The following is a 20,080-nucleotide window of genomic DNA, read 5'->3' on the forward strand; positions in this document are numbered from 1 at the left end:
CCCGGGCTTCTCCGGCGCGGACCTGATGAACCTGGTCAACGAGGCGGCGCTGATGGCGGCGCGGCGCAACCGCCGCATGGTGCTGATGCGCGACTTCGAGGACGCCAAGGATAAGGTCATGATGGGCGCCGAGCGCCGGTCCATGGTCATGACCGAGGACGAGAAGAAGGCGACCGCCTATCACGAGGCCGGCCACGCGCTCGTCTCGCTCCACGTCCCGGGCTGCGATCCGCTCCACAAGGTGACGATCATTCCGCGCGGCCGTGCGCTGGGCGTGACCTGGAACCTGCCCGAGCGCGATCGGTATTCGATGACGATGAAGCAGATGAAGGCGCGCCTCGCGCTCTGCTTCGGCGGCCGCATCGCCGAGCAGCTGATCTATGGCGATGACGAGCTCAATACCGGCGCGTCGAACGACATCCAGCAGGCGACCGACATGGCCCGTTCGATGGTCATGGAATATGGCATGAGCGAGAAGCTCGGCTGGCTGCGCTATCGCGACAATCAGGACGAGGTGTTCCTCGGCCATTCGGTGTCGCGCAACCAGAATATGTCGGAAGAAACCGCCCGCCTGATCGACAGCGAAGTGCGCCGTCTGGTCGAGGAAGGCGAAGGCACGGCCCGCCAGGTGCTGACCGACAATCTCGATGAGCTGCATCGCCTGTCGGCCGCGTTGCTCGAGTTCGAGACCCTGAACGGCGACGAAGCCAAGCGCGCGATCAAGGGCGAGGATATCGGCCGCGAGGATTCGTCGAGCAAGGCACCGCGCAAGCTCGCCGCGGGCGGCTCCTCCATCCCCAAGAGCCGGCGGCCCGGCAATTGGGGCGAGCCCAGCCCCGCCGGGGCCTGAGCGTCCGAACCACGAAGACGAAAGGGCGGCCCTCGGGCCGCCCTTTTTGTTTTCGCTGTATTCGGGTGCATAGGTGGCCGACGGATAAGGGAGAGAAGGATGCGCCCGACCCAAGCCGCATTGATCGCAGTCGCCCTTCTAAGCGCCACAGGCTGCCATAAGGTTTCGGACGTGCTTGACACCAGCGAACGGCATCACGGCCGTTATGCCGGCATCGGCATTTTCGACCCGGGCAAGATCTGGACGCACCTGCAACGCGACCCCACCACCAATCCGGCCGCCGCAACGCCCGAGGACGACAACGCCGTGATCGTGGTGGTGGACAGCGACACGGGCGAAATCCGCGAATGCGGTAATTATTCGGGTCGTTGCGTCAGTATGAACCCCTGGACCAAGGCGATCGCGCCCCAGCAGCACATGCCGGTCACCGTCGACGCCCATGCCGCGGAGCTCGACCGATACGAGAACGCTACCGATCTCGAGGAACCGCAGAACGCCGCAGCCAAAAGCCATTAGGACGGCGGGAAACCCGCGGTTAGGCAGGCCAGGGCAGCAAAGGGAATTGGCATGGCCGCACGCCGCATAAAGGCCACAACCGGACCGCTCCCGCTGCAGCATCCCAATTGGACGCTCGTCACCTGCATCCTGGCATCCAGCCTCGCCTTCATCGACGGGTCGGTCGTCAACGTCGCCTTGCCCGCGATCGGGCACAGCCTGGGCGGCGGCGCCGCCGACCTGCAATGGACGATGAACGCCTATACGCTGCCGCTCTCGGCCTTGCTGCTGATGGGTGGGGCCGCCGGCGACCATTTCGGACGGCGGCGTTTGCTCGTGGTGGGAATCGGCCTGTTCCTGCTCGCCTCGATCGGCTGCGCGCTCGCGCCCGGTATCGCGGTCCTGCTGACGGCGCGCGCGCTGCAAGGCCTGGGCGCGGCGATCCTGCTGCCCAACAGCCTCGCCATCCTCAGCCATACCTTCTCGGGGCCCGCCAAGGGCCGTGCGGTCGGGACCTGGGCGGCGGCGAGCGCCATTTCGGCCGCGATCGGCCCGCCCTTGGGCGGCTGGCTGATCAACAATGTCGGCTGGCGGGCGATCTTCTATATCAACCTGCCGTTCGGCGCGCTGGCGATCCTGATCGCGCTGCTCGCGGTGCGCGAGAGCGGCGCGGGCAAGCGCGCGCTCGACTGGCTCGGCGCGTCGCTCGCGACTGTCGCCTTGTTCGGGCTGACCTGGGCGCTGACCCTGTGGTCGAGCACGCACCATATGAGCAGCGAAAGCTGGATCGGCCTGGCGGGCGGGATCGCGGCGCTCGGCCTGTTCGTGCTGGCCGAACACAAGGAGGGCGACAAGGCGATGATGCCGCTCGGCCTGTTCGGATCGCGGGCGTTCGGCGGGCTCACTTTGGTGACCTTCCTGCTCTATGCGGCGATGGGCGGGCTGATCCTGTTATTGCCGTACGTGCTGATCGTCGGTGGCGGCTATTCGCCGTTGCGCGCGGGCGCGGCCTTGCTCCCCTTCTCGATCCTGATCGGCGGCGGATCGCGCGTGATGGGCCGCGTCGCCGAGACGATCGGGCCGCGCTGGCCGCTCACGATCGGCCCGATCGTCTGCGGCCTGGGCTTCGCCTTGCTGGTGCGGGCCGACCCCCATGCCAGCTTCTGGACGAGCATCCTGCCCGGCATGCTGGTGCTGGCGCTCGGCATGGCGGGCGCGGTCGCGCCACTCACCACGGCAGTTCTCTCCTCGGTCGACGATGAGCATATGGGCACGGCATCGGGCTTCAACAGCGCGATCGCGCGCACCGGCGGGCTGATCGCGACCGCGCTCGCCGGCGCGGTGATGGCGCAATCCGGGGCGGCGCTGACCAGCGCCTTTCATGGCGCGGCCCTGATCGGCGCGACGCTCGCCATCGCGGCCGGCATCGTCGCCTTCCTCACCCTGCCGGCCCGGCTCGGCCGGCCCGCCTAGAAGGCGGCGCGAATGGAAAGCGGTTCGGACATTTCGGCGACTTGACAATATATCATAACAAGCAGAATTTCCTCTCAGCGAGTGCCGCATGACGGACACTTGGTTCCGCCACGGCTCTCCTGCGTGAGAGGAGTGAGCGATGTCCTATCTCGAACAGTCCCGACAGAGAAACCCCGCCACCGTCGCCGCGGTGATCGGCGCCCATCTCGCCATCGGCTATGCTCTGCTGAGTGGCCTCGCTTATGAGGTGATCAGACACGGACCGACCATAACGACGGTCGAGTTCCCGGTCGATCCGCCGCCTCCGCAGCCTCACAAAAACCCGCCGCCCAAGGCACCGACGATCACGCAATCCACAACCGTAACGCCCCAGCATCCCATCGACACGATCAAGACCGACCCGATCGTTCCGATCTATTTCCCTCCTATCGATCTGGGCGGGGGCGGATCGGGTGGCGGAACGATCGACAACCCGCCGATCAAAGCCAGCCAAGCGCGCGATGCGATACCCGATTCCGGCCGGCTAAGCTGGATAACGACCGAGGATTATCCGGCGTCGTTGATCCGTGAAAACGTGCAGGGCACGGTCGCGATTTCGACGACGATCGGCACGGACGGCAAGGTCCGCTCCTGCCTGGTCACGCAATCGAGCGGCAACCGGCTGCTCGATGACACGACCTGCCGGCTTTACACCAGGCGCGCCCATTTCACGCCCGCGCGCGATGCCGACGGCAATCCGACCAGCGCCCAGCGGAGCGACCGCTTCCGCTGGCAGATACCAAACCAGTGATGTGATGGCGCTCCGCTGCGGATTGCAGCGGAGCGTTCATTCCGGCTTGATCGTGCCGCCCCTGAGTACCTCGAGCAACCCTTCGATCGAATAGGGTTTCTTCAGCAGGTCGAACCCATGGCTGCCCTCTTCGGCCAGGATATGGCTGTAGCCGCTGGTCAGGACCACCGGCAGATCGGGCCAGCGGTCACGTACCTCCTGCGCCAGATCGATGCCGTTCATGCCGGGCATCACCACGTCCGAGAAGACCAGATCGAAGGCCGCGTGCCGCTCTTCCAGGATGCGCAATGCGTCTTCCGCCCCGATAACCCAGGTCACATCCTGACCGAGTTCCTCGAGCAGGCTGTGCGCGAAGCTACCCACGGTTTCATTGTCTTCGACCAGCAGCACCGATCGGCGCTTCGAGGAGGTGGCTGCAGGCGCCGCGACGGGCACCGCCACGCCGGGCTCGGCGTGATCGATGCGGGGGAGAAACAGGGTGAAGCGGCTGCCTTCACCGGGCTCGCTCTCGACCGAAATCTCGCCGCCTGATTGCTTGGCGAAGCCATAGACCTGGCTCAGGCCGAGGCCGGTACCCTTGTTCACCTCCTTGGTGGTGAAGAAGGGCTCGAAGATGCGCGCAAGCGTATCCGGAGCGATGCCCGTGCCGTCATCCTCGACCGTTACCGCGACGAATGAACCCAAGACGGCGGCGTGACCGCGCACCGCGGGAACGCGGTCGACCTTGCGCGCACTGATCCGCAAAACCCCGCCGGCCGGCATCGCGTCGCGCGCGTTGATCGCCATGTTGAGGATCGCGGTCTCGAACTGGTTGGGATCCGCCTCGACCACGCCGACATCGGACTCGACCAGATAGGCGACCTGGACCGGTGAGCCCAAGGTTGTGTTGATGATCTGACCCATGCCGCCCAGCCGCGCGGCGACATCGAACCGTTCCGGCTTGAGCGGCTGGCGTCGGGCGAAGGCAAGCAATTGCCCGGTCAGTTGCGCCGCGCGCTCCGCGGTCTCGGCGATCGCCCGAACGTAGCGCTGGCGCTTCTCTTCGGCGAGGTCGGATCGCCCGAGCAGGTCGGCCGAAGCCCGGATCACGGTCAGCAGATTGTTGAAATCGTGCGCAACGCCGCCGGTCAGCCGGCCGATCGCTTCCATCTTCTGCGCCTGGGCCAGCGCCTCGCGCGTCGCCTGCATGTCCTGTTGCGCCTTCCAGCGCTCGGTCAGGTCGCGGGTCACCTTGGCGAAGCCGATCAGCCTGCCGGTTTCGTCGCGGATCGGATCGATCAGCACGCTCGCGGGAAAGCGCGTCCCGTCCTTGCGGACGCGCCAGCCCTCCTGTTCGAACTTGCCTTCCGTTTCCGCCGTCCGCAGCGCGCGCGCGGGCAGACCGGTCGCGCGATCCTCCGCCGTGTAGAAGGCGCTGAAATGCTGCCCGATTATCTCTTCGGCGCTATAGCCCTTGAAGCGTTGCGCGCCGCTGTTCCAGCTCGCCACATGCCCGTTTACGTCGAGCAGATAGATCGCATAATCGGTGACGGCATTGACCAACAGCTCGAAACGGCGGTCGCCGCCGAAGCCGACAATCTGATCCTGATCGGGGACTGCAGCCATATCTCTCCCGGCCCTATCCGGGGCGCGGCGTGATTTCCAGCAGGCTCAACGGTTTGGCCCGCTTTTAGTCGCTGCCCATGTAGAACAGGAACGCGATGAACAAGGACGACGTGATCGATGTGATCACCAGCAACGCGAAAGTCCGCCAAAAGGCTCCAAACCGGCCGAGCGTGTAAGCCCCCTTGAGCTGGCGATACATATGCACCGGCGGCACGAACATGGCGAGCAGCGAGATCAGCCCGCCCGGCAGGCCGAGCCAGCCGAACAAAGTCAGCGAAACCACGCCCAGCGACATGAAGCTGAGCGAGTAGATCGAGAAGATGGCGTGATCGTACAGGCCGACATCGCGGCGGAAGGCGAATAGCAGCCAGATGAAGGGCAAGGAGATCGGGATCAGCGCCCAGCTATATTTATAGCCGTAGGTCTTCATCTTGTAGAGCGTGAGGTCGGGGTTTTCCGACATATGGCTGACACTTCGGTCCAGCCACCGCCAGCCGGTGTTGATATGGGTCACCTTGGGGGCATTGGCGGCGGGATGGGAGATGAAGTTGCGCGCATCCAGCCCGATCTGAAGGCCGTTAAGCTCCTGCTTCAGATCGCTGATCTGCCCGTCCAACGCGGCGCCCGCGACTTTGTCCGTGATCTTGGCGCGCTCTGCCTGCAGGCCCGCCAGCTTGGCCTGGTCCTGGTTGAATAATACCTGGGTATCGACCGCGCCATGCGGCGTCAGGCTCACGGACTTGGCCTCGTGATTCCGCGCGAGGTTCGACACCACCGCGAACATCAGGAAGACCGAAAACAGGAATAGCGCCATCGGCGACACGAACTTGGCGCGCTCGCCATCGACATAGCGCCGCGTCAGCCGGCCCGGATGCCAGACGAGCATTGGCAGGGTCTTCCACAACTTGCCTTCGAAGTGGAACACGCCATGCGCGATATCGTGCACCAGCCCCATCAAATTCCTGTGGAGATGGCCCATCTGGCCGCAGGCATGGCAGAAGGGCCCGATCCGTTCGGTCCCGCAATTGGCGCAAGCGCCGCCTTCGTCATGCGCGCTATGCGCGCCCGCGTCACGCCCGCCGAAGGTGCGCGCCCACAGCGCGCCCGTCGCCAAGGATCCGATGCCGTCCCCTGCTTCGCTCATGCCGCCTTTCTTAGCGATTCACGCACCCTGTGAAAGCGTATCTTTCTTCCACCGAAAGCGATCACGTTCTAGGGAAACAGCATCATGACCGAGCAGACGCCTATCGACGCCCAAGCGCTCATCCACGAAATGGGCCGCCGCGCGCGCGCCGCGTCGGCGGTGCTGGCGCTCGCGCCAACCGCGACCAAGGCGGCAGCCTTGACGGCGGCGGCGAAGGCGCTGCGGGCGAGCGAGGCCGCAATCCTGGCGGCCAATGGCGAGGATGTGGCGCGGGGCGAGGCCAATGGCCTGACCGGCGCGATGCTCGACCGGCTGAAGCTCAATCCCCAGCGGGTCGAAGGCATCGCCGCAGGCCTCGAAGCGGTCGCGGCGCTGCCCGACCCGGTCGGCCAGGAAATCGACCGCACGACCCGCCCCAACGGCCTGATCCTGACCCGTGTGCGCGTGCCGCTCGGCGTGGTCGGGATCATCTATGAAAGCCGGCCCAACGTGACCGCGGATGCGGGCGGGCTCGCGATGATGGCGGGCAATGCCGCGATCCTGCGCGGCGGATCGGAAGCGCGCGCCAGCAATCATGCGATCCACGCCTGCCTGCAGCAGGGGTTGGCCGAAGCCGGCCTGCCCGAGGACGCGATCCAGCTCGTGCCGGTATCCGACCGTGCCGCGGTCGGGGCGATGCTGACGGCGGCCGGGCTGATCGACATCATCATCCCGCGCGGCGGCAAGAGCCTGGTCGCGCGCGTCCAGGCCGAGGCCAAGGTGCCGGTACTCGCGCACCTCGACGGCATCGTCCATCTCTATGTGGATCGCGCCGCCGACCCCGCCATGGCGCGCGACGTCGCGCTCAACGCCAAGATGCGCCGCACCGGCATTTGCGGCGCGATGGAAACGTTGCTGATCGATCGCGCCTTCGCGGATTCGAAACCGATACTGGCCGCCCTGGCCGATGCCGGTTGCGAGCTGCGCGGGACGGACGAGGTCCGCGCGATCGAACCGCGCGCCGTGGCCGCCACCGCCGAGGATTGGGATACCGAATATCTCGACGCGATCCTGTCCGTGGCGTTCGTCGACGGCGTCGACGGCGCGATGGCGCATATCGCCGCGCACGGATCGCACCATACCGACGGGATCGTGACCGAAGACCAGTTCACCGCCGAGCATTTCCTCAACGGGGTCGACAGCGCGATCGTCGCCTGGAACGCCTCCACCCAGTTCGCCGACGGCGGCGAATTCGGGCTGGGCGCCGAGATCGGCATCGCCACCGGCCGGTTGCACGCGCGCGGCCCGGTCGCGCTCGAAGGGCTCACCACCTATAAATGGCTGGTCAGGGGCACGGGCCAGACCCGGCCTTGATACTGATCGGGCTCCTCGGCGGATCGTTCAATCCCGCGCATAAAGGCCATCGCCGCATCAGCCTGCAGGCGATCGAGGCTTTGGGACTCGACGAATTGTGGTGGCTGGTCTCGCCCGGCAATCCGCTCAAGGACGGCGCGGACGACATGGCGCCTTTGTCCACACGCCTTGCCTCGGCCCGGCAGGCGTCGCGCCGCAGCCGGATCGTGCCGACCGCGATCGAGGCCGAACTGGGCACGCGCTACACCGCCGACACGCTGCGCAAGCTGGTGCGACTCTACCCGAATCGCCGCTTCATCTGGCTGATGGGGGCCGACAATCTCGCCCAGTTCCACCTTTGGCGCGACTGGCGGAGGATCGCGCGCACGATGCCGATTGCGGTGATTGCCCGTCCGGGGTATGATGGTGCTGCCCAAAACGCTCCGGCAATGGGCTGGCTCAGACGCTTCGTCCGGCGTCCAGGCCATGTGAAAAACTGGACGATCTGGAGTCCGCCGGCGCTCGTGCTGTTGCGCTTCCGCCCCGACCCTTCTTCCGCGACGCGGGTGCGCGCCCTTCGGCCCGACTGGACTTCATCCCTGAAAACCAATGGTCTGCGCGATCCCGTATCGCGCCGTCCGCTCCTGTAGGAGGTATTTTGCCCGCTACCGCCAAGCGTACTGCCGAACAGCCGCCCGCCGATCCGGCCGACAGTATCGAAGCTCTTCATCGGCTGGTGCTTTCATCGCTGGATGACGATCAGGCGGTGGAAACAGTGTCCATTCCTCTCGCCGGCAAATCCTCGATCGCCGACCATATGGTCGTCGCGTCGGGGCGCTCGAGCCGTCAGGTCGGGTCGATGGCCGCCAAACTGGTCGACAAGATCAAGGCGCTCACCGGCCGGTCCCCACGCGTCGAAGGCATGCCGACTGCCGATTGGGTGCTGATCGACGCCGGCGACGTGATCGTCCACCTGTTCCGCCCGGAAGTGCGCAGCTTCTACAATCTCGAGCGGATGTGGTCGTTCGGCGAAGCGCCCCGCCCCGTGCCCGAGGCAGTCGGCGCAGCCTGAGTGCTGCTACATATCGTAGCGCGCGGCCGCATCGGGCGAGGGCCCGAGGCGGAGTTGGTCGAACGTTATCTCAGCCGCGTATCGTGGCCGACCAGGATCACCGAATTGCCCGACACCGGCGGCAGGATGCCGCCTTTGCCGCCGGGCGCCAAAACCATCATCCTTGACGAAAAGGGCAAGAGCCTAGGCTCGGTCGCCTTCGCCAAACAACTCGGCCGCTGGCGCGATGACGGCATCCGCGAAACCCGCTTCCTGATCGGCGCCGCGGACGGTTTCGAAGATGCCGAACGAGTACAGGCCGATCTTTTGATAAATTTCGGCGCGATGACGTGGCCGCACTTGATGGCGCGCGCGATGCTCGCCGAGCAATTGTGGCGCGCCGCCAGCATCCTTGCCGGCCACCCGTATCATCGCGAGGGTTGAATGATCCTCGCTCTCCTTCTCGCCAGCGCGCCGCTGTCGCAGGCCCAGGCCGAAGCGCGGCTGGCCGCGCTCGATCGGGCCGCCAGCGCGCAGGAAGCGAAACTCGCCGCCGCCGAAGCCCCGCTCGCGCAATTGCTCGCCACCGCCCAGCGGTTGGCGCTGCGTCCGCCCGCGCTGGCCCTCGCCCGGCCGGGGGCGGTCGACGATACGGTACGCACCCGCGCCCTGATCGCCAGTCTGGTGCCAGAAATCCGGCGGCGCACCGCCGCGCTCCGCCGGCAGCGGATCGCGACGGATGCCTTGCGTGCCGAGACCGAGCAGGCGCTCGCGGCGATTCTCGACGCCGGCCAGGATGACGACACGCTGGCGCAATCCTCAAAGGAGACCGCGCGCCTGGCGGCGCTGCCGGCGCCCGCCTTCCCCAACGCCGCCGAAGGGCCGGGCGGCGCCTATCGGCTGCCGGCGGCGGGCAAGGTCCTGATCGGCATGGGCGAGCGCTCGATGGTCGGCGTGCGTGCGCGCGGGCTGACGCTGGCGACCGCGCCGGGCGCGACCGTGGTTGCCCCGGCGATGGCGCGGATCGCTTATGCCGGCCCCTTCCGCGGCTATGGCGACATCGTCATCCTCGACCATGGCCATGGCTGGACCACGATGCTGGCCGGACTCGAACTGGTGACCGCGAACAGCGGCGCGTTGGTCGCGGCAGGTTCTCCGCTCGGCCATATGGCGTCAACCGATCCCCGGCTGACGATCGAGCTGCGCCATGACGGCCGCGCGATCGACGCCGCGGCGATGGCGCTGCAATGACCGGCAAGCCCTCGTACAGGAAGCCGCGCGCAAGTCGGTTCCACCACCCTGCACAAGCGGCTAAAGCGGCATCCAGACGATGAAAGATTCCACGTACGATGCGTAAGATATTGCTCCGCTCCGGCGGCTTCGTGGCCGCGGCCCTGGTCCTTTCGGCAATGGTGGCCGCGCCCGCGTCCAGCGACAGCGACGATTACAAGCAGCTCGACCAGTTCATGGCCGTGTTCGAGCGGGTGAAGGCCGACTATGTCGACAAGGTCGACGACAAGGCGCTGATCAAGGGCGCGATCGACGGCATGCTCGCCAGCCTCGATCCGCACAGCTCGTACATGGACGCGCATGATTTCAAGAACATGCAGTCGACGACCGAAGGCAATTACGGTGGCCTCGGCCTGACCGTGCAGATGGACGAAGGCGCGGTGAAGGTGGTCGCGGCGAGCGAGGACACGCCCGCTTTCCGCGCCGGCATCAAGCCCGGCGACTATATCACCAACCTCGACGGCAATCTGATCTACGGCGATTCGCTCGACGAATCGGTCGACAAGATGCGCGGCACGCCCGGCACCAAGATCCGCCTTACGATCGTCCGCCCCGGCCGCGACAAGCCGTTCGACGTGACGCTGACGCGCGAGATCATCAACATCCAGCTGGTCAAATCGAAGGTCGTCAACAACGTCGGCATCATCAACATCAACGGCTTTTCCAAGCCGACCGGCCCCGGCGTCGAAAAGGCGATCGCGGATATCGACAAGCAGACCGGCGGCCACACGCTCGGCTATGTAATCGATCTGCGTAACAATCCGGGCGGATTGCTCGATCAGGCGATCGAAGTATCCGACATCTTCCTCGACCATGGCGAGATTGTCTCGCAGCGCGGCCGCGATAAGAGCGATATCGAGCGTTATTTCGCCGAATCGAAGGTCCGCGGCGACCTGACGCACGGCGCGCCGATCGTGGTGCTGGTCGATGCCGGCTCCGCGTCGGCCGCCGAGATCGTCGCCGCCGCGCTGCAGGATCAGCGCCGCGCGATCGTGATGGGCGAACGCAGCTTCGGCAAGGGATCGGTCCAGACCCTGCTGCCGCTGACCGACGACACCGCGCTCCGCCTGACCACCGCGCGTTATTACACGCCGTCGGGCCGTTCGGTGCAGGAAGGCGGCGTCGAGCCCGACGTCACCGTGCCGCAGCTCAGCGACGCCGATTACAAGGATCGGCCGCGCCTCCGCGAAGCCGATCTCAAGCGGCATCTGCTCAACCAGGCCAAGGTCGACAACAGCATCCTCGAGAACGATGCCAAGACCGACCCGCGCTTCGCCGCCACGCCGGACGAACTCAAGAAAGCGGGCGTCGAGGACTTCCAGCTCGATTATGCGATCAAGACGATCGCCCGGCTCGCCAATCCGGCGGTGCAGGTGGCGATGAACACTCCGCTGCCGAAGCCCGACAGGAAGCATTGATGCTGGCGCGCGCGCGAACCATTGCCCTGCTGCTGCCGCTTGCCCTGATGGCGGGCGCGCTCGGATCGCAATATCTGGGCCATCTCGTCCCCTGCGAGATGTGCATGTGGCAGCGTTATCCGCATTATGCGGCGATCGTCGCCGCCGCGCTGGCGATCCTGCTCCGCCGCACCCCGCTCAGCCTGCCGCTGACGATCCTCGCCGGCCTGCTGATCCTGACCAGCGGCGTGATCGGCGGCTTCCACGCCGGCGTCGAATATAAATGGTGGCCTGGCCCACAGCATTGCACCGGCCTGGTCCATGCCACTGGCGCCGATTTCATGAAGCAGTTGCTGGCGGCGCCGCTGATCCGTTGCGACGAACCGCAATGGACCTTGGCCGGGATCAGCCTGGCCGGGTTCAACTTCCTGATTTCGACCCTGGGTGGCCTCACGGTACTGGCTTTATGCCTCAAGCGCCGCTGAGCGAAGGGGAGCGCGCGGCAATGCTGCGCGTCGACCAGGCGGGCGAATTCGGCGCGACCCGCATCTATGCCGGCCAGCTGGCGGTGATGGGCGCACGCCACCCGGCCGCGCGCATGATCGCCCGCATGGCCGCGCAGGAAGAGCGTCATCGCGCCCGCTTCGACGCGATGATCGCCGAACGGCACGTGCGTCCGACCGCGCTCACGCCTTTATGGGATGTGGCCGGCTTCGCGCTCGGCGCGGCGACCGCCCTGATCGGCCCCGAGGCGGCAATGGCCTGCACCGCCGCGATCGAGACCGAAATAGACCGCCATTATGGCGCGCAGATTGACCGGCTGGGCGATACTGACCCTGAATTGGGCGGCGTCATCGCCGAATTTCGCGCCGAGGAGGTCGAGCATCGCGATGCCGCCATCGCCGCGGGCGCCGAGCAGGCCCCGGTCTATCCTTTGCTGTCCGCCGCGATCCGGCTTGGCTGCCGCGTCGCGATCGGCCTATCGGAGCGGATATGATGCGATATCCGCGCGTTCTGACTGTGATTCGAGGAGAGACGGCCATGATCAAGCATATCCTGCCGCTTGCGGCCGCGATCCTGGCCGGGCTCGGTGCCGCGCCCGCCTTCGCCCAGCAGAACGACAAGGCGCTGATCATCTACGGCAATGATCAATGCCCAGCCGGCACGGTCTGTATCCGCGCGCCCGAGAGCGAGCGCTTCCGGATCCCGCAGTCGCTGCGGTCGGGGCCGCTCGCACCGCAGGACCAGCCCTGGTCGCAGCGCGCCGCGTCGATGAACGACGTCAGCCAGTCGGGCACCGGCAGCTGCACCAATACCGGCGCGGGCGGCTGGACCGGCTGCTGGAAGCAGCAGATGCAGGCCGCGCGCGCCGAGAAGAAGCAGGACGCCGCGGCCGAGGCCGAATCGCCCCTGCCCAAGTAAGCGCGTTCACGCGGCGCTCAGGCAAAAAGGCGGATCGGTCCGAACATGAAAATCATCCTTCTCACCGCTGTTCTGGCGCTGTCCGCAGCCCAGCCTGCTTTCGCCGCCCCAGCGCCAACCAGGGAAAAAATTGCCACGCTTGTGGTGTTCGGCAACGATCCCTGCCCGCGCAGCAGCGACGACGAAATCGTGGTCTGCGCGCGTCAGCCGGAGAGCGAGCGCTACCGCATCCCCAAGCAGTTTCGCGGGAAAAAATATAACGAGGCGCGCGACGGCAGCTGGGCCGGCACCGCCAAGGTGCTGGAATATGTTAGCCGCCAAGGCCTACCCGGCAGCTGCAGCCCGACCGGCAGCTATGGCCAGACGGGTTGTTTCCGCAAATTCCTGGACGAGAATAGAAGGTAACCGCCGTCTTGGCGTTCTCTCGTTGAGAAGAGCGCCGATATCTTGACAGCCATCGCCAAAACGCATAGCTGGCGCGCTTTCGCGGGCCCCTTATCGGGATGGCTCACGATCCGGAATCGAAAGTAGAGAGAGCCATGTTCGCTATCGTGCGCACAGGCGGCAAGCAGTATCGCGTCGCCGCCGGAGACAAGATTGTCGTCGAGAAGCTTGAGGGTGAGGCCGGTACGGCGATCACGCTCGGCGACGTCCTGCTCGCAGGCGAAGGCTCGGAGATCAGGTCGGTCGAGGGCCTGACGGTCTCGGCCGAGATCCTGGCGCAGGGCCGCGGTGACAAGATCATCGTGTTCAAGAAGCGTCGCCGGCACAATTACCGCCGCCGCAACGGCCACCGCCAGTATCACACCGTCCTGAAGATCACCGCCATCGGCGGCGAGCAGGGCGAGAAGAAGGCCGCCGCCAAGAAGGCACCGGCCAAGAAGACCGCCGCTCCGGAAGCCGCACCCGCGGCTGCCGAAGCGTAAGCAGGAGCTAGAGAGCAATGGCACATAAGAAAGCAGGCGGCTCTTCGCGCAATGGTCGCGACTCCGCTGGCCGCCGTCTCGGCGTCAAGAAGTTCGGTGGCGAAACCGTCATCGGCGGCAACATCATCATCCGCCAGCGCGGGACCAAGGTCTATCCGGGCACCGGTGTCGGCATGGGCAAGGATCACACCCTGTTCGCGCTTACCGAGGGCCGCGTCGCCTTCCATACCGGCAAGCTTGGCCGTTCCTACGTCAGCGTGATTACCGCGCAAGCGGCCGAATAAACGGGCGAACGTGAAAACGGGTCGTCCAGTGGGCGACCCGAGATCCGGATAAGCCGGATCGTCAGGGAGACGGGTCGCACCGCCTCCCTTTTTCGTGTCTCCCTGATGTCCATGTCGCGGAAGCTTCACGCTTCTTCGGCAGGGCGAGCGACAGGAGACGATACCGATGTTCGCTGTAACCGAGCGCCTGCTGTTAAGGCCGGGCTGGATCGAGGATGCGCCCGCACTGGCGGCTGCGATCGACGATCGGGAGATCGTGCGTAACCTGACGCGCGTGCCGTGGCCCTATGCCTTGAGCGATGCGGAGACGTTCCTCGCATTGCCCGTGGATCTGATGCGCCCACGCTTTCTGATCTGCCGGCGCGACAGCAACGCGATCGTTGGCGGCATCGGGCTGAGTGGCGATATCGAGGCCGAACTGGGCTATTGGATCGCGCGCGATCATTGGGGCCGCGGCTATGCGACCGAGGCAGGACGCGCGGTGCTAGCGCTGGCGGATGCCAGCCTGCGCCTGCCGCGAATCAGGGCGCGGCATGCGCTCGACAATCACGCGTCGGCAGGCGTGCTGCGCAAGCTCGGCTTCCGGTCGACCGGTAAGAAAGCCTGGACGGCCAGCTTCGCGCGCGGGACGATGGAAACGCGCCTGTTCGTCCGCGAGCGCGAGGAAGCGTCGCAAGCGCTGGCGGCATAAGGATTTTCCCGGTGCGCTGCCCGCGCACCGGGCAGTCGTTAACCAAAAAACCCTATCGAACGATGTAGTTGCGCCAACGTCACGATAGGAACGTCAATTAAAGTAAACGCGAAAAATCGGGCGGGACGGCGTCCGATTCTTCCCCTAACGGCCTCTGGATACGCGGCCGTATCGCCGCATCGAGCCTGGGATTTGTAGTTTATGCGTACCCTGATTTCCGCCGCCGCTTTGTTCGCGGCCGCTCTGGCGGGCACCACCGCCTCGGCAACCGATATGCACTATCGCTACGATAATGCCGGTCACGCCAACACCCAGACGTACAGCTTCACCGTCGCCCAGACCGGCGATGTCACGATCTACACGATGCCCTCGACCGGCTATTACGAATCGACGCTCGGCGTCGAAGTAAACGGCCACGTGATCGACAACGGCATCCTGCCGCTGGGCAGCAGCTCGCCCGATTTCCACGCGACCAATCTCGGCAATTTCAACGCCGGCGACGTGATCGAATTTTTCCTGAACGTTTACGATCGCGACGCGGCGGGCACCTATCTCGGCACCTATTACACCGATGTCGCGGACAATGCCGACGGCCTGAACCACATCTTCGCCAACGCCTATCCGGGCGAGCCCTGGATCGGCGTGCCAGGCGGTATCTTCCTCGGCTTCGAGGACACGACCACCGGCGATAATCGCGGCGACAACAATTATAACGATTACACCTTCGTCGCCTCGAACCTGATCATCGGCGCACCGATCCCGCATCATCCGATCGGCGGCGGCGACAATGACAGCGCGGCTGTGCCCGAACCCGCCAGCTGGGCGATGATGGTCGGCGGCTTCGGCATGATGGGCGCCATGATGCGCCGTCGCCGCTCGGTCCGGGCTTTCGCCTGAACCCTTAAGCTTCGCATTTCCGCCGTCTTCAGCTAGGCGGCGGCATGCATTTTCTCGATCAGGCAAAGATCTTCATCCGCTCGGGTAGCGGCGGGCCGGGCGCAGTGTCGTTCCGGCGCGAGAAGTATATGGAATATGGCGGCCCCAACGGCGGCAACGGCGGCAAGGGTGGCGACATCATCTTCGAAGCCGTGCCCGGCCTCAATACGCTGATCGATTTCCGCTACACGCAGCATTTCCGGGCACAGCGCGGCTCGCCGGGCGCGGGTACCGACCGCACCGGCGCCGGCGGCGACGATCTCGTCATCAAGGTGCCGGTCGGTACGCAGGTCCTCGCCGACGACGAGGAACGTTCGCTGCTGCTCGACATGACCGAGGCCGGCCAGCGGGTCGTCTATCTGCGCGGCGGCGACGGCGGTCGCGGCAATGCCAGCTACAAGACTTCGACCAATCGTGCCCCGCGCCAGCACGGCCCCGGCTGGCCGGGCGAGGAAATGTATGTCTGGCTGCGGCTGAAATTGCTGGCCGACGCCGGCCTGCTCGGCCTGCCCAATGCCGGCAAATCGACCTTCATCAACGCCGTCAGCAATGCCGGCGCCAAGGTCGGCGCTTACCCCTTCACCACGATCCACCCGCAATTGGGCGTCGCCAGCCGCCATGGCCGCGAATTCGTGATCGCCGACATCCCCGGCCTGATCGAGGGTGCCGCCGACGGTGCCGGCATCGGCGACCGTTTCCTCGGCCACATCGAACGCTGCCGCGTGCTGCTCCATCTGGTCGATGCGAGCGGCGAGGATCCGGTCGAAGCGTGGCGCGTCGTGCGCGGCGAGCTCGACGCCTATGGCGCGGGCCTGGTCGACAAGCCCGAAATCCTCGCGCTCAACAAGATCGATGCAGTCGATCCCAAGGAGGTCGCGAAGCTGGCCAAGAAGCTCGCCAAGGCATCCGGCGAGCAGCCGATCCTGCTGTCGGGCGCGAGCGGCGAAGGTGTCGAGGCGGCGCTCGACCGCCTCATCGCCGAGCTTGGACCGGTCATGCCCAAAGCCGAAGAGCCCGACGAATGGTCGCCCATCTAGGCGCCGCCCGCTTCGCGCCCGGCGCTTGCCCGCGTTTGATCGTCAAGATCGGGTCGGCCCTGCTGGTCGATCCTGCGGGCGCGATCCGGCGCGACTGGCTGGCGGGCGTGGTCGCGGATATCGCCGCGCGCATCGCGGCCGGCCAGCAGATCGCGATCGTTTCCTCGGGCGCGATCGCGCTCGGCGCGCGCCGGCTCGGCCTCGCCAAGGGCGGGCGGGCCAGCCTGGAGGATGCGCAGGCGGCGGCGGCGACCGGCCAGATCGGGCTCAGCCACGCCTGGGCGGAATTGCTCGGCGGTGAAAATCTGACAGCGGCGCAGATTTTGGTGACGCTCGACGATCTGGAGGATCGCCGCCGTTATCTCAACGCCTCGGCGACGCTCGACCGGCTGCTCACGCTCGGCGTGGTGCCGGTCATCAACGAGAATGATTCGGTCGCGACCGAGGAAATCCGCTTCGGCGACAATGACCGGCTGGCGGCGCGCATCGCCCAGGCCGCCGGCGCCGACGGCGTGATCCTGTTGTCGGACGTCGATGGGCTCTACACCGCCAACCCCGCGCGCGATCCCGCCGCGACTTTGATTCCCGAAGTGACCGAGGTCGACGCGCGCATCCGCGCGATGGCCGACGGCGGATCGGATTCGGGGATGGGCTCGGGCGGCATGGTCTCCAAGCTGGAAGCGGCACGGATCGCGCTCGCCGGCGGCGCACATCTCGCGATCATCTCCGGCAAACAGGATCGGCCCTTGTCCGCCTTCGCCGAAAATGGCCGCGGCACGGTGTTCGTCGCGGGCAACGGCGCGTCGGCGCGCAAGGCGTGGCTCGCCGGCCGCTTGACCGTGCACGGCTGCGTGACGGTGGATACAGGCGCGATCGCGGCGCTGCGGCAGGGCAAGAGCCTGCTCGCCGCCGGTGCGACTCAGGTCGATGGCCAGTTCGCGCGTGGCGACGTGATCGAAATCGCAGATGCGGACGGCGCGAAGATCGCGCGCGGCTTGTCCGAATATGATTCCGCCGATGCCGCCCGCATCGTCGGCCACCGCAGCGACGCCCACGCCGCCCTGCTCGGCTATGCGCCTCGCACCGCCTTGGTCCATCGCGACCATCTGGTTTTGCTCTGATGCGGCTCGCGATCACCGGCGGCACCGGTTTCGTCGGTTCGCATCTGATCGAGGCCGCGCTCGCTGAAGGCCATCAGGTCAACGCGCTCACCCGCCGCGCCCAGCCGCCGCAGGAGGGCGTCACCTGGATCGAGGGCGCGCTCGACCGGCCCGACAGCCTCGCGGCCTTGTGCGAGGGCTGCGACGCGGTGATCCATGTCGCGGGCGTGATCAACGGAGACGCGCAGGCCTTTCATGACGGCAATGTCGTCGGCACCGAGAATATGATCGCCGCCGCCGCCGGTACGGGCATCACGCGCTTCATCCATATCTCGTCGCTCGCCGCGCGCGAGCCGCGGCTTTCGGCTTATGGCCGCTCGAAACGCGAATCGGAGGCGCCGGTGATCGCCGCCGGCCATGATTGGACGATCATCCGCCCGCCCGCCATCTACGGGCCGCGCGACCGCGAAATGTTCGAACTGTTCCGGATCGCGAAGAAAGGGATCATCCCCCTTCCTCCCGGCGGGCATCTGTCGATCATCCATGTTCGGGACCTGTGCCGGCTGATGCTCGCCTGCCTCGCCAGCGAGGCGAGCCACGGCCGCAGTTACGAGCCCGATGACGGCCATCCCGGCGGCTGGACGATGGTCGAGCTCGCCTGCGGGATCGGCCGCGCGGTGGGCAACAAGGTGCTTCCCATACCCCTGCCGAAAGGCCTGCTGATGCTGGGCGTCCGGCTCGATACGCTGATCCGGGGCAAGAAGGCCAAGCTGACCCGCGATCGCGTCGATTATTTCTGCCATCCCGACTGGACGGCTGCTCCCCATGCGCAGCCTCCGGCCGATTTATGGCGCGCGCAAATCCCGACCGAGGAAGGATTGGCCGCCACCGCGCGTTGGTACAAGGCCCAGGGTTGGCTCTGAAACGCCCACTTCATGCCGCAATCGCTTGGCAAGCCCGGCTCACGTTCCGTAAAGGCTAAGCAATGACCGACCATGACGAGATTTTCGAGCGCGTCGCCGAGCAGATCGAGCCCTTCAACAAAAAGGGCGTCGACCTGACCGACGCCACCACCTTTGCCGGCGATCTCGAATGGGACAGCTTGACGGTGATGGATTTCGTCGCGGCGGTCGAGGACGAGTTCGATATATTGATCACGATGAACATGCAGGCCGAGATCGACACGGTCGGTCAGCTCGTCGCCACGATCAGCAAGCTGAAGAAGGCCGCGTGATGACCGACGCGATCGACACGCCCGAGGATATTAGCCTGGCCAATCTGCCGAACCCGGCCGGCGCGCACGATCTGCTGTCCAAGTTCAAGCCGCTGATCAACGAGCGCGAGGCCTTGCTCGCGACCGGCGTGCGCGATCCCTTCTCGATCGTGATGACCGAGGTCAAATCGCCGACGCTGGCGGTGATCCAGGGCAAGGATACGATCCTGCTCGGCACCTACAATTATATGGGCATGACCTTCGATCCCGACGTCGTCGCGGCGGGCAAGAAGGCGCTCGACGAATTCGGCGCGGGCACGACCGGCAGCCGCGTCCTCAACGGCACCTATCAGGGCCATCGCGAATGCGAGGACGCGCTCAAGGAATTTTACGGCACGAAGCACGCGATCGTCTTCTCGACCGGCTACCAGGCCAATCTCGGAATCATCTCGACGCTGGCCGGCAAGGGCGATTACGTCATCCTCGACGCAGATAGCCATGCTTCCATCTATGACGGCTGCTGGCTCGGCAATGCCGAGATCGTCCGTTTCCGCCACAACAGCGTCGAGGATCTCGACAAGCGCCTCGGCCGACTGCCCAAGGAAGCGGGCAAGCTGGTCGTGCTCGAAGGCGTCTATTCGATGTTCGGCGACGTCGCCCCGCTGCCCGAGATGGTCACGGTCGCGAAGAAGCATGGGGCGATGATCCTGTGCGACGAAGCCCATGGCATGGGCTTTTTCGGGCCCAACGGGCGCGGTGTGTACGAGGAGATGGGGTGCGAGGACGATATCGACTTCGTCGTCGGCACCTTTTCCAAGTCGGTCGGCACGGTCGGCGGCTTCTGCGTCTCCAACCATCCCGATTTCGAGGTGCTGCGCCTCGTCTGCCGGCCTTACGTCTTCACCGCGTCGCTGCCGCCGTCGGTGGTTGCGACCGCCGCGGCCTCGATTCGCAAGCTGATGCATGCGGGCGACAAGCGCGCGCACCTCTGGAAAAATTCGAAGCGGCTCCACCAGGGCCTGCGCGACCTCGGCTATCATATCG

24 protein-coding genes and 1 pseudogene are annotated in these 20,080 nt (G+C 66.0%); 23 read left to right on the forward strand and 2 right to left on the reverse strand.

Translation table 11 applies throughout. From position 1 onward, the window contains the following. The 4 genes and pseudogenes from VK533_RS16815 to VK533_RS16830 form a co-directional block, all read left to right on the forward strand. Positions 1 to 850, forward strand: a pseudogene (locus VK533_RS16815) (cell division protein FtsH); the annotation flags it as partial. Between the two features lie 99 nt (positions 851 to 949). Then, the gene (locus VK533_RS16820) at positions 950 to 1,366 is read left to right on the forward strand and encodes a hypothetical protein (protein ID WP_324379841.1); all 417 of its coding nucleotides are present in this window, start codon (positions 950 to 952) and stop codon (positions 1,364 to 1,366) included. Between the two features lie 51 nt (positions 1,367 to 1,417). Next, complete coding sequence (locus tag VK533_RS16825; RefSeq protein WP_324379843.1) at positions 1,418 to 2,818, forward strand: MFS transporter; 1,401 nt, start codon at positions 1,418 to 1,420, stop codon at positions 2,816 to 2,818. Positions 2,819 to 2,957: 139 nt separating this feature from the next. Beyond that, positions 2,958 to 3,608 (forward strand): energy transducer TonB, encoded by a 651-nt coding sequence (locus VK533_RS16830; protein WP_324379845.1) that lies wholly within the window; start codon positions 2,958 to 2,960, stop codon positions 3,606 to 3,608. A 36-nt stretch (positions 3,609 to 3,644) separates the two neighbouring features. On the opposite strand, the gene VK533_RS16835 is transcribed toward VK533_RS16830, so the two are convergent. Both VK533_RS16835 and VK533_RS16840 read right to left on the reverse strand, forming a co-directional pair. After that, complete coding sequence (locus VK533_RS16835; RefSeq protein ID WP_324379847.1) at positions 3,645 to 5,213, reverse strand: PAS domain-containing sensor histidine kinase; 1,569 nt, start codon at positions 5,211 to 5,213, stop codon at positions 3,645 to 3,647. 64 nt (positions 5,214 to 5,277) lie between these two features. Then, complete coding sequence (locus tag VK533_RS16840; RefSeq protein ID WP_324379849.1) at positions 5,278 to 6,357, reverse strand: DUF3667 domain-containing protein; 1,080 nt, start codon at positions 6,355 to 6,357, stop codon at positions 5,278 to 5,280. A gap of 84 nt (positions 6,358 to 6,441) precedes the next feature. On the opposite strand from VK533_RS16840, the gene VK533_RS16845 reads away from it, so the two are divergent. From VK533_RS16845 to VK533_RS16935, 19 genes are all read left to right on the forward strand, one after another. Further along, positions 6,442 to 7,710 carry a glutamate-5-semialdehyde dehydrogenase gene (locus VK533_RS16845; protein ID WP_324379851.1) on the forward strand — a complete coding sequence of 423 codons (1,269 nt, stop codon included), beginning with the start codon at positions 6,442 to 6,444 and terminating at the stop codon, positions 7,708 to 7,710. Next, on the forward strand, positions 7,674 to 8,339 hold the full coding sequence (locus VK533_RS16850; protein WP_324379854.1) for a nicotinate-nucleotide adenylyltransferase: 666 nt from the start codon (positions 7,674 to 7,676) through the stop codon (positions 8,337 to 8,339). Before VK533_RS16845 ends, VK533_RS16850 begins: the two co-directional genes overlap by 37 nt. 8 nt (positions 8,340 to 8,347) lie before the next feature. Then, complete coding sequence (rsfS, locus tag VK533_RS16855) at positions 8,348 to 8,761, forward strand: ribosome silencing factor (protein WP_414712329.1); 414 nt, start codon at positions 8,348 to 8,350, stop codon at positions 8,759 to 8,761. Next, positions 8,762 to 9,184 (forward strand): 23S rRNA (pseudouridine(1915)-N(3))-methyltransferase RlmH, encoded by a 423-nt coding sequence (locus VK533_RS16860; RefSeq protein ID WP_324379856.1) that lies wholly within the window; start codon positions 8,762 to 8,764, stop codon positions 9,182 to 9,184. After that, a complete protein-coding gene (locus VK533_RS16865; protein WP_324379857.1) occupies positions 9,185 to 9,991 on the forward strand; it encodes a murein hydrolase activator EnvC family protein in 807 nt (268 codons plus the stop codon). It abuts the gene before it with no gap. Between the two features lie 98 nt (positions 9,992 to 10,089). Further along, positions 10,090 to 11,448 carry a S41 family peptidase gene (locus VK533_RS16870; protein WP_414712330.1) on the forward strand — a complete coding sequence of 453 codons (1,359 nt, stop codon included), beginning with the start codon at positions 10,090 to 10,092 and terminating at the stop codon, positions 11,446 to 11,448. Then, positions 11,448 to 11,912 (forward strand): disulfide bond formation protein B, encoded by a 465-nt coding sequence (locus VK533_RS16875; RefSeq protein WP_324379859.1) that lies wholly within the window; start codon positions 11,448 to 11,450, stop codon positions 11,910 to 11,912. Before VK533_RS16870 ends, VK533_RS16875 begins: the two co-directional genes overlap by 1 nt. Before the next feature lie 20 nt (positions 11,913 to 11,932). Then, complete coding sequence (locus tag VK533_RS16880) at positions 11,933 to 12,424, forward strand: demethoxyubiquinone hydroxylase family protein (protein ID WP_324379861.1); 492 nt, start codon at positions 11,933 to 11,935, stop codon at positions 12,422 to 12,424. Positions 12,425 to 12,468: 44 nt separating this feature from the next. After that, positions 12,469 to 12,849, forward strand: a complete 381-nt coding sequence (locus VK533_RS16885; RefSeq protein ID WP_324379863.1) for a hypothetical protein — start codon at positions 12,469 to 12,471, stop codon at positions 12,847 to 12,849. Between the two features lie 45 nt (positions 12,850 to 12,894). Further along, complete coding sequence (locus tag VK533_RS16890) at positions 12,895 to 13,254, forward strand: hypothetical protein (protein ID WP_324379864.1); 360 nt, start codon at positions 12,895 to 12,897, stop codon at positions 13,252 to 13,254. Between the two features lie 134 nt (positions 13,255 to 13,388). Further along, positions 13,389 to 13,775 carry a 50S ribosomal protein L21 gene (rplU, locus tag VK533_RS16895; protein ID WP_324379866.1) on the forward strand — a complete coding sequence of 129 codons (387 nt, stop codon included), beginning with the start codon at positions 13,389 to 13,391 and terminating at the stop codon, positions 13,773 to 13,775. Between the two features lie 17 nt (positions 13,776 to 13,792). Further along, on the forward strand, positions 13,793 to 14,059 hold the full coding sequence (rpmA, locus tag VK533_RS16900) for a 50S ribosomal protein L27 (RefSeq protein WP_324379868.1): 267 nt from the start codon (positions 13,793 to 13,795) through the stop codon (positions 14,057 to 14,059). A gap of 166 nt (positions 14,060 to 14,225) precedes the next feature. Continuing rightward, positions 14,226 to 14,750, forward strand: a complete 525-nt coding sequence (locus VK533_RS16905; RefSeq protein ID WP_324379870.1) for a GNAT family N-acetyltransferase — start codon at positions 14,226 to 14,228, stop codon at positions 14,748 to 14,750. Between the two features lie 201 nt (positions 14,751 to 14,951). Continuing rightward, positions 14,952 to 15,647, forward strand: a complete 696-nt coding sequence (locus VK533_RS16910; RefSeq protein WP_324379872.1) for a DUF4114 domain-containing protein — start codon at positions 14,952 to 14,954, stop codon at positions 15,645 to 15,647. A gap of 44 nt (positions 15,648 to 15,691) precedes the next feature. Continuing rightward, positions 15,692 to 16,723 (forward strand): GTPase ObgE, encoded by a 1,032-nt coding sequence (gene obgE / locus VK533_RS16915; protein WP_324379874.1) that lies wholly within the window; start codon positions 15,692 to 15,694, stop codon positions 16,721 to 16,723. Beyond that, the gene (gene proB, locus VK533_RS16920) at positions 16,708 to 17,844 is read left to right on the forward strand and encodes a glutamate 5-kinase (protein ID WP_324379876.1); all 1,137 of its coding nucleotides are present in this window, start codon (positions 16,708 to 16,710) and stop codon (positions 17,842 to 17,844) included. The genes obgE and proB overlap by 16 nt, the downstream gene beginning before the upstream one ends. Next, positions 17,844 to 18,746 (forward strand): NAD-dependent epimerase/dehydratase family protein, encoded by a 903-nt coding sequence (locus VK533_RS16925; protein WP_324379878.1) that lies wholly within the window; start codon positions 17,844 to 17,846, stop codon positions 18,744 to 18,746. The genes proB and VK533_RS16925 overlap by 1 nt, the downstream gene beginning before the upstream one ends. Before the next feature lie 62 nt (positions 18,747 to 18,808). Further along, positions 18,809 to 19,057, forward strand: a complete 249-nt coding sequence (locus VK533_RS16930) for an acyl carrier protein (protein ID WP_324379880.1) — start codon at positions 18,809 to 18,811, stop codon at positions 19,055 to 19,057. Continuing rightward, positions 19,057 to 20,080 (forward strand): aminotransferase class I/II-fold pyridoxal phosphate-dependent enzyme (locus VK533_RS16935; RefSeq protein WP_324379882.1); only part of this gene is annotated, 1,024 nt, incomplete at its 3' end. The genes VK533_RS16930 and VK533_RS16935, both read left to right, overlap by 1 nt.

Origin of the sequence: Sphingomonas sp., assembly GCF_035317925.1 — a bacterium.
Classification (GTDB): Bacteria; Pseudomonadota; Alphaproteobacteria; order Sphingomonadales; family Sphingomonadaceae; genus Sphingomonas_I.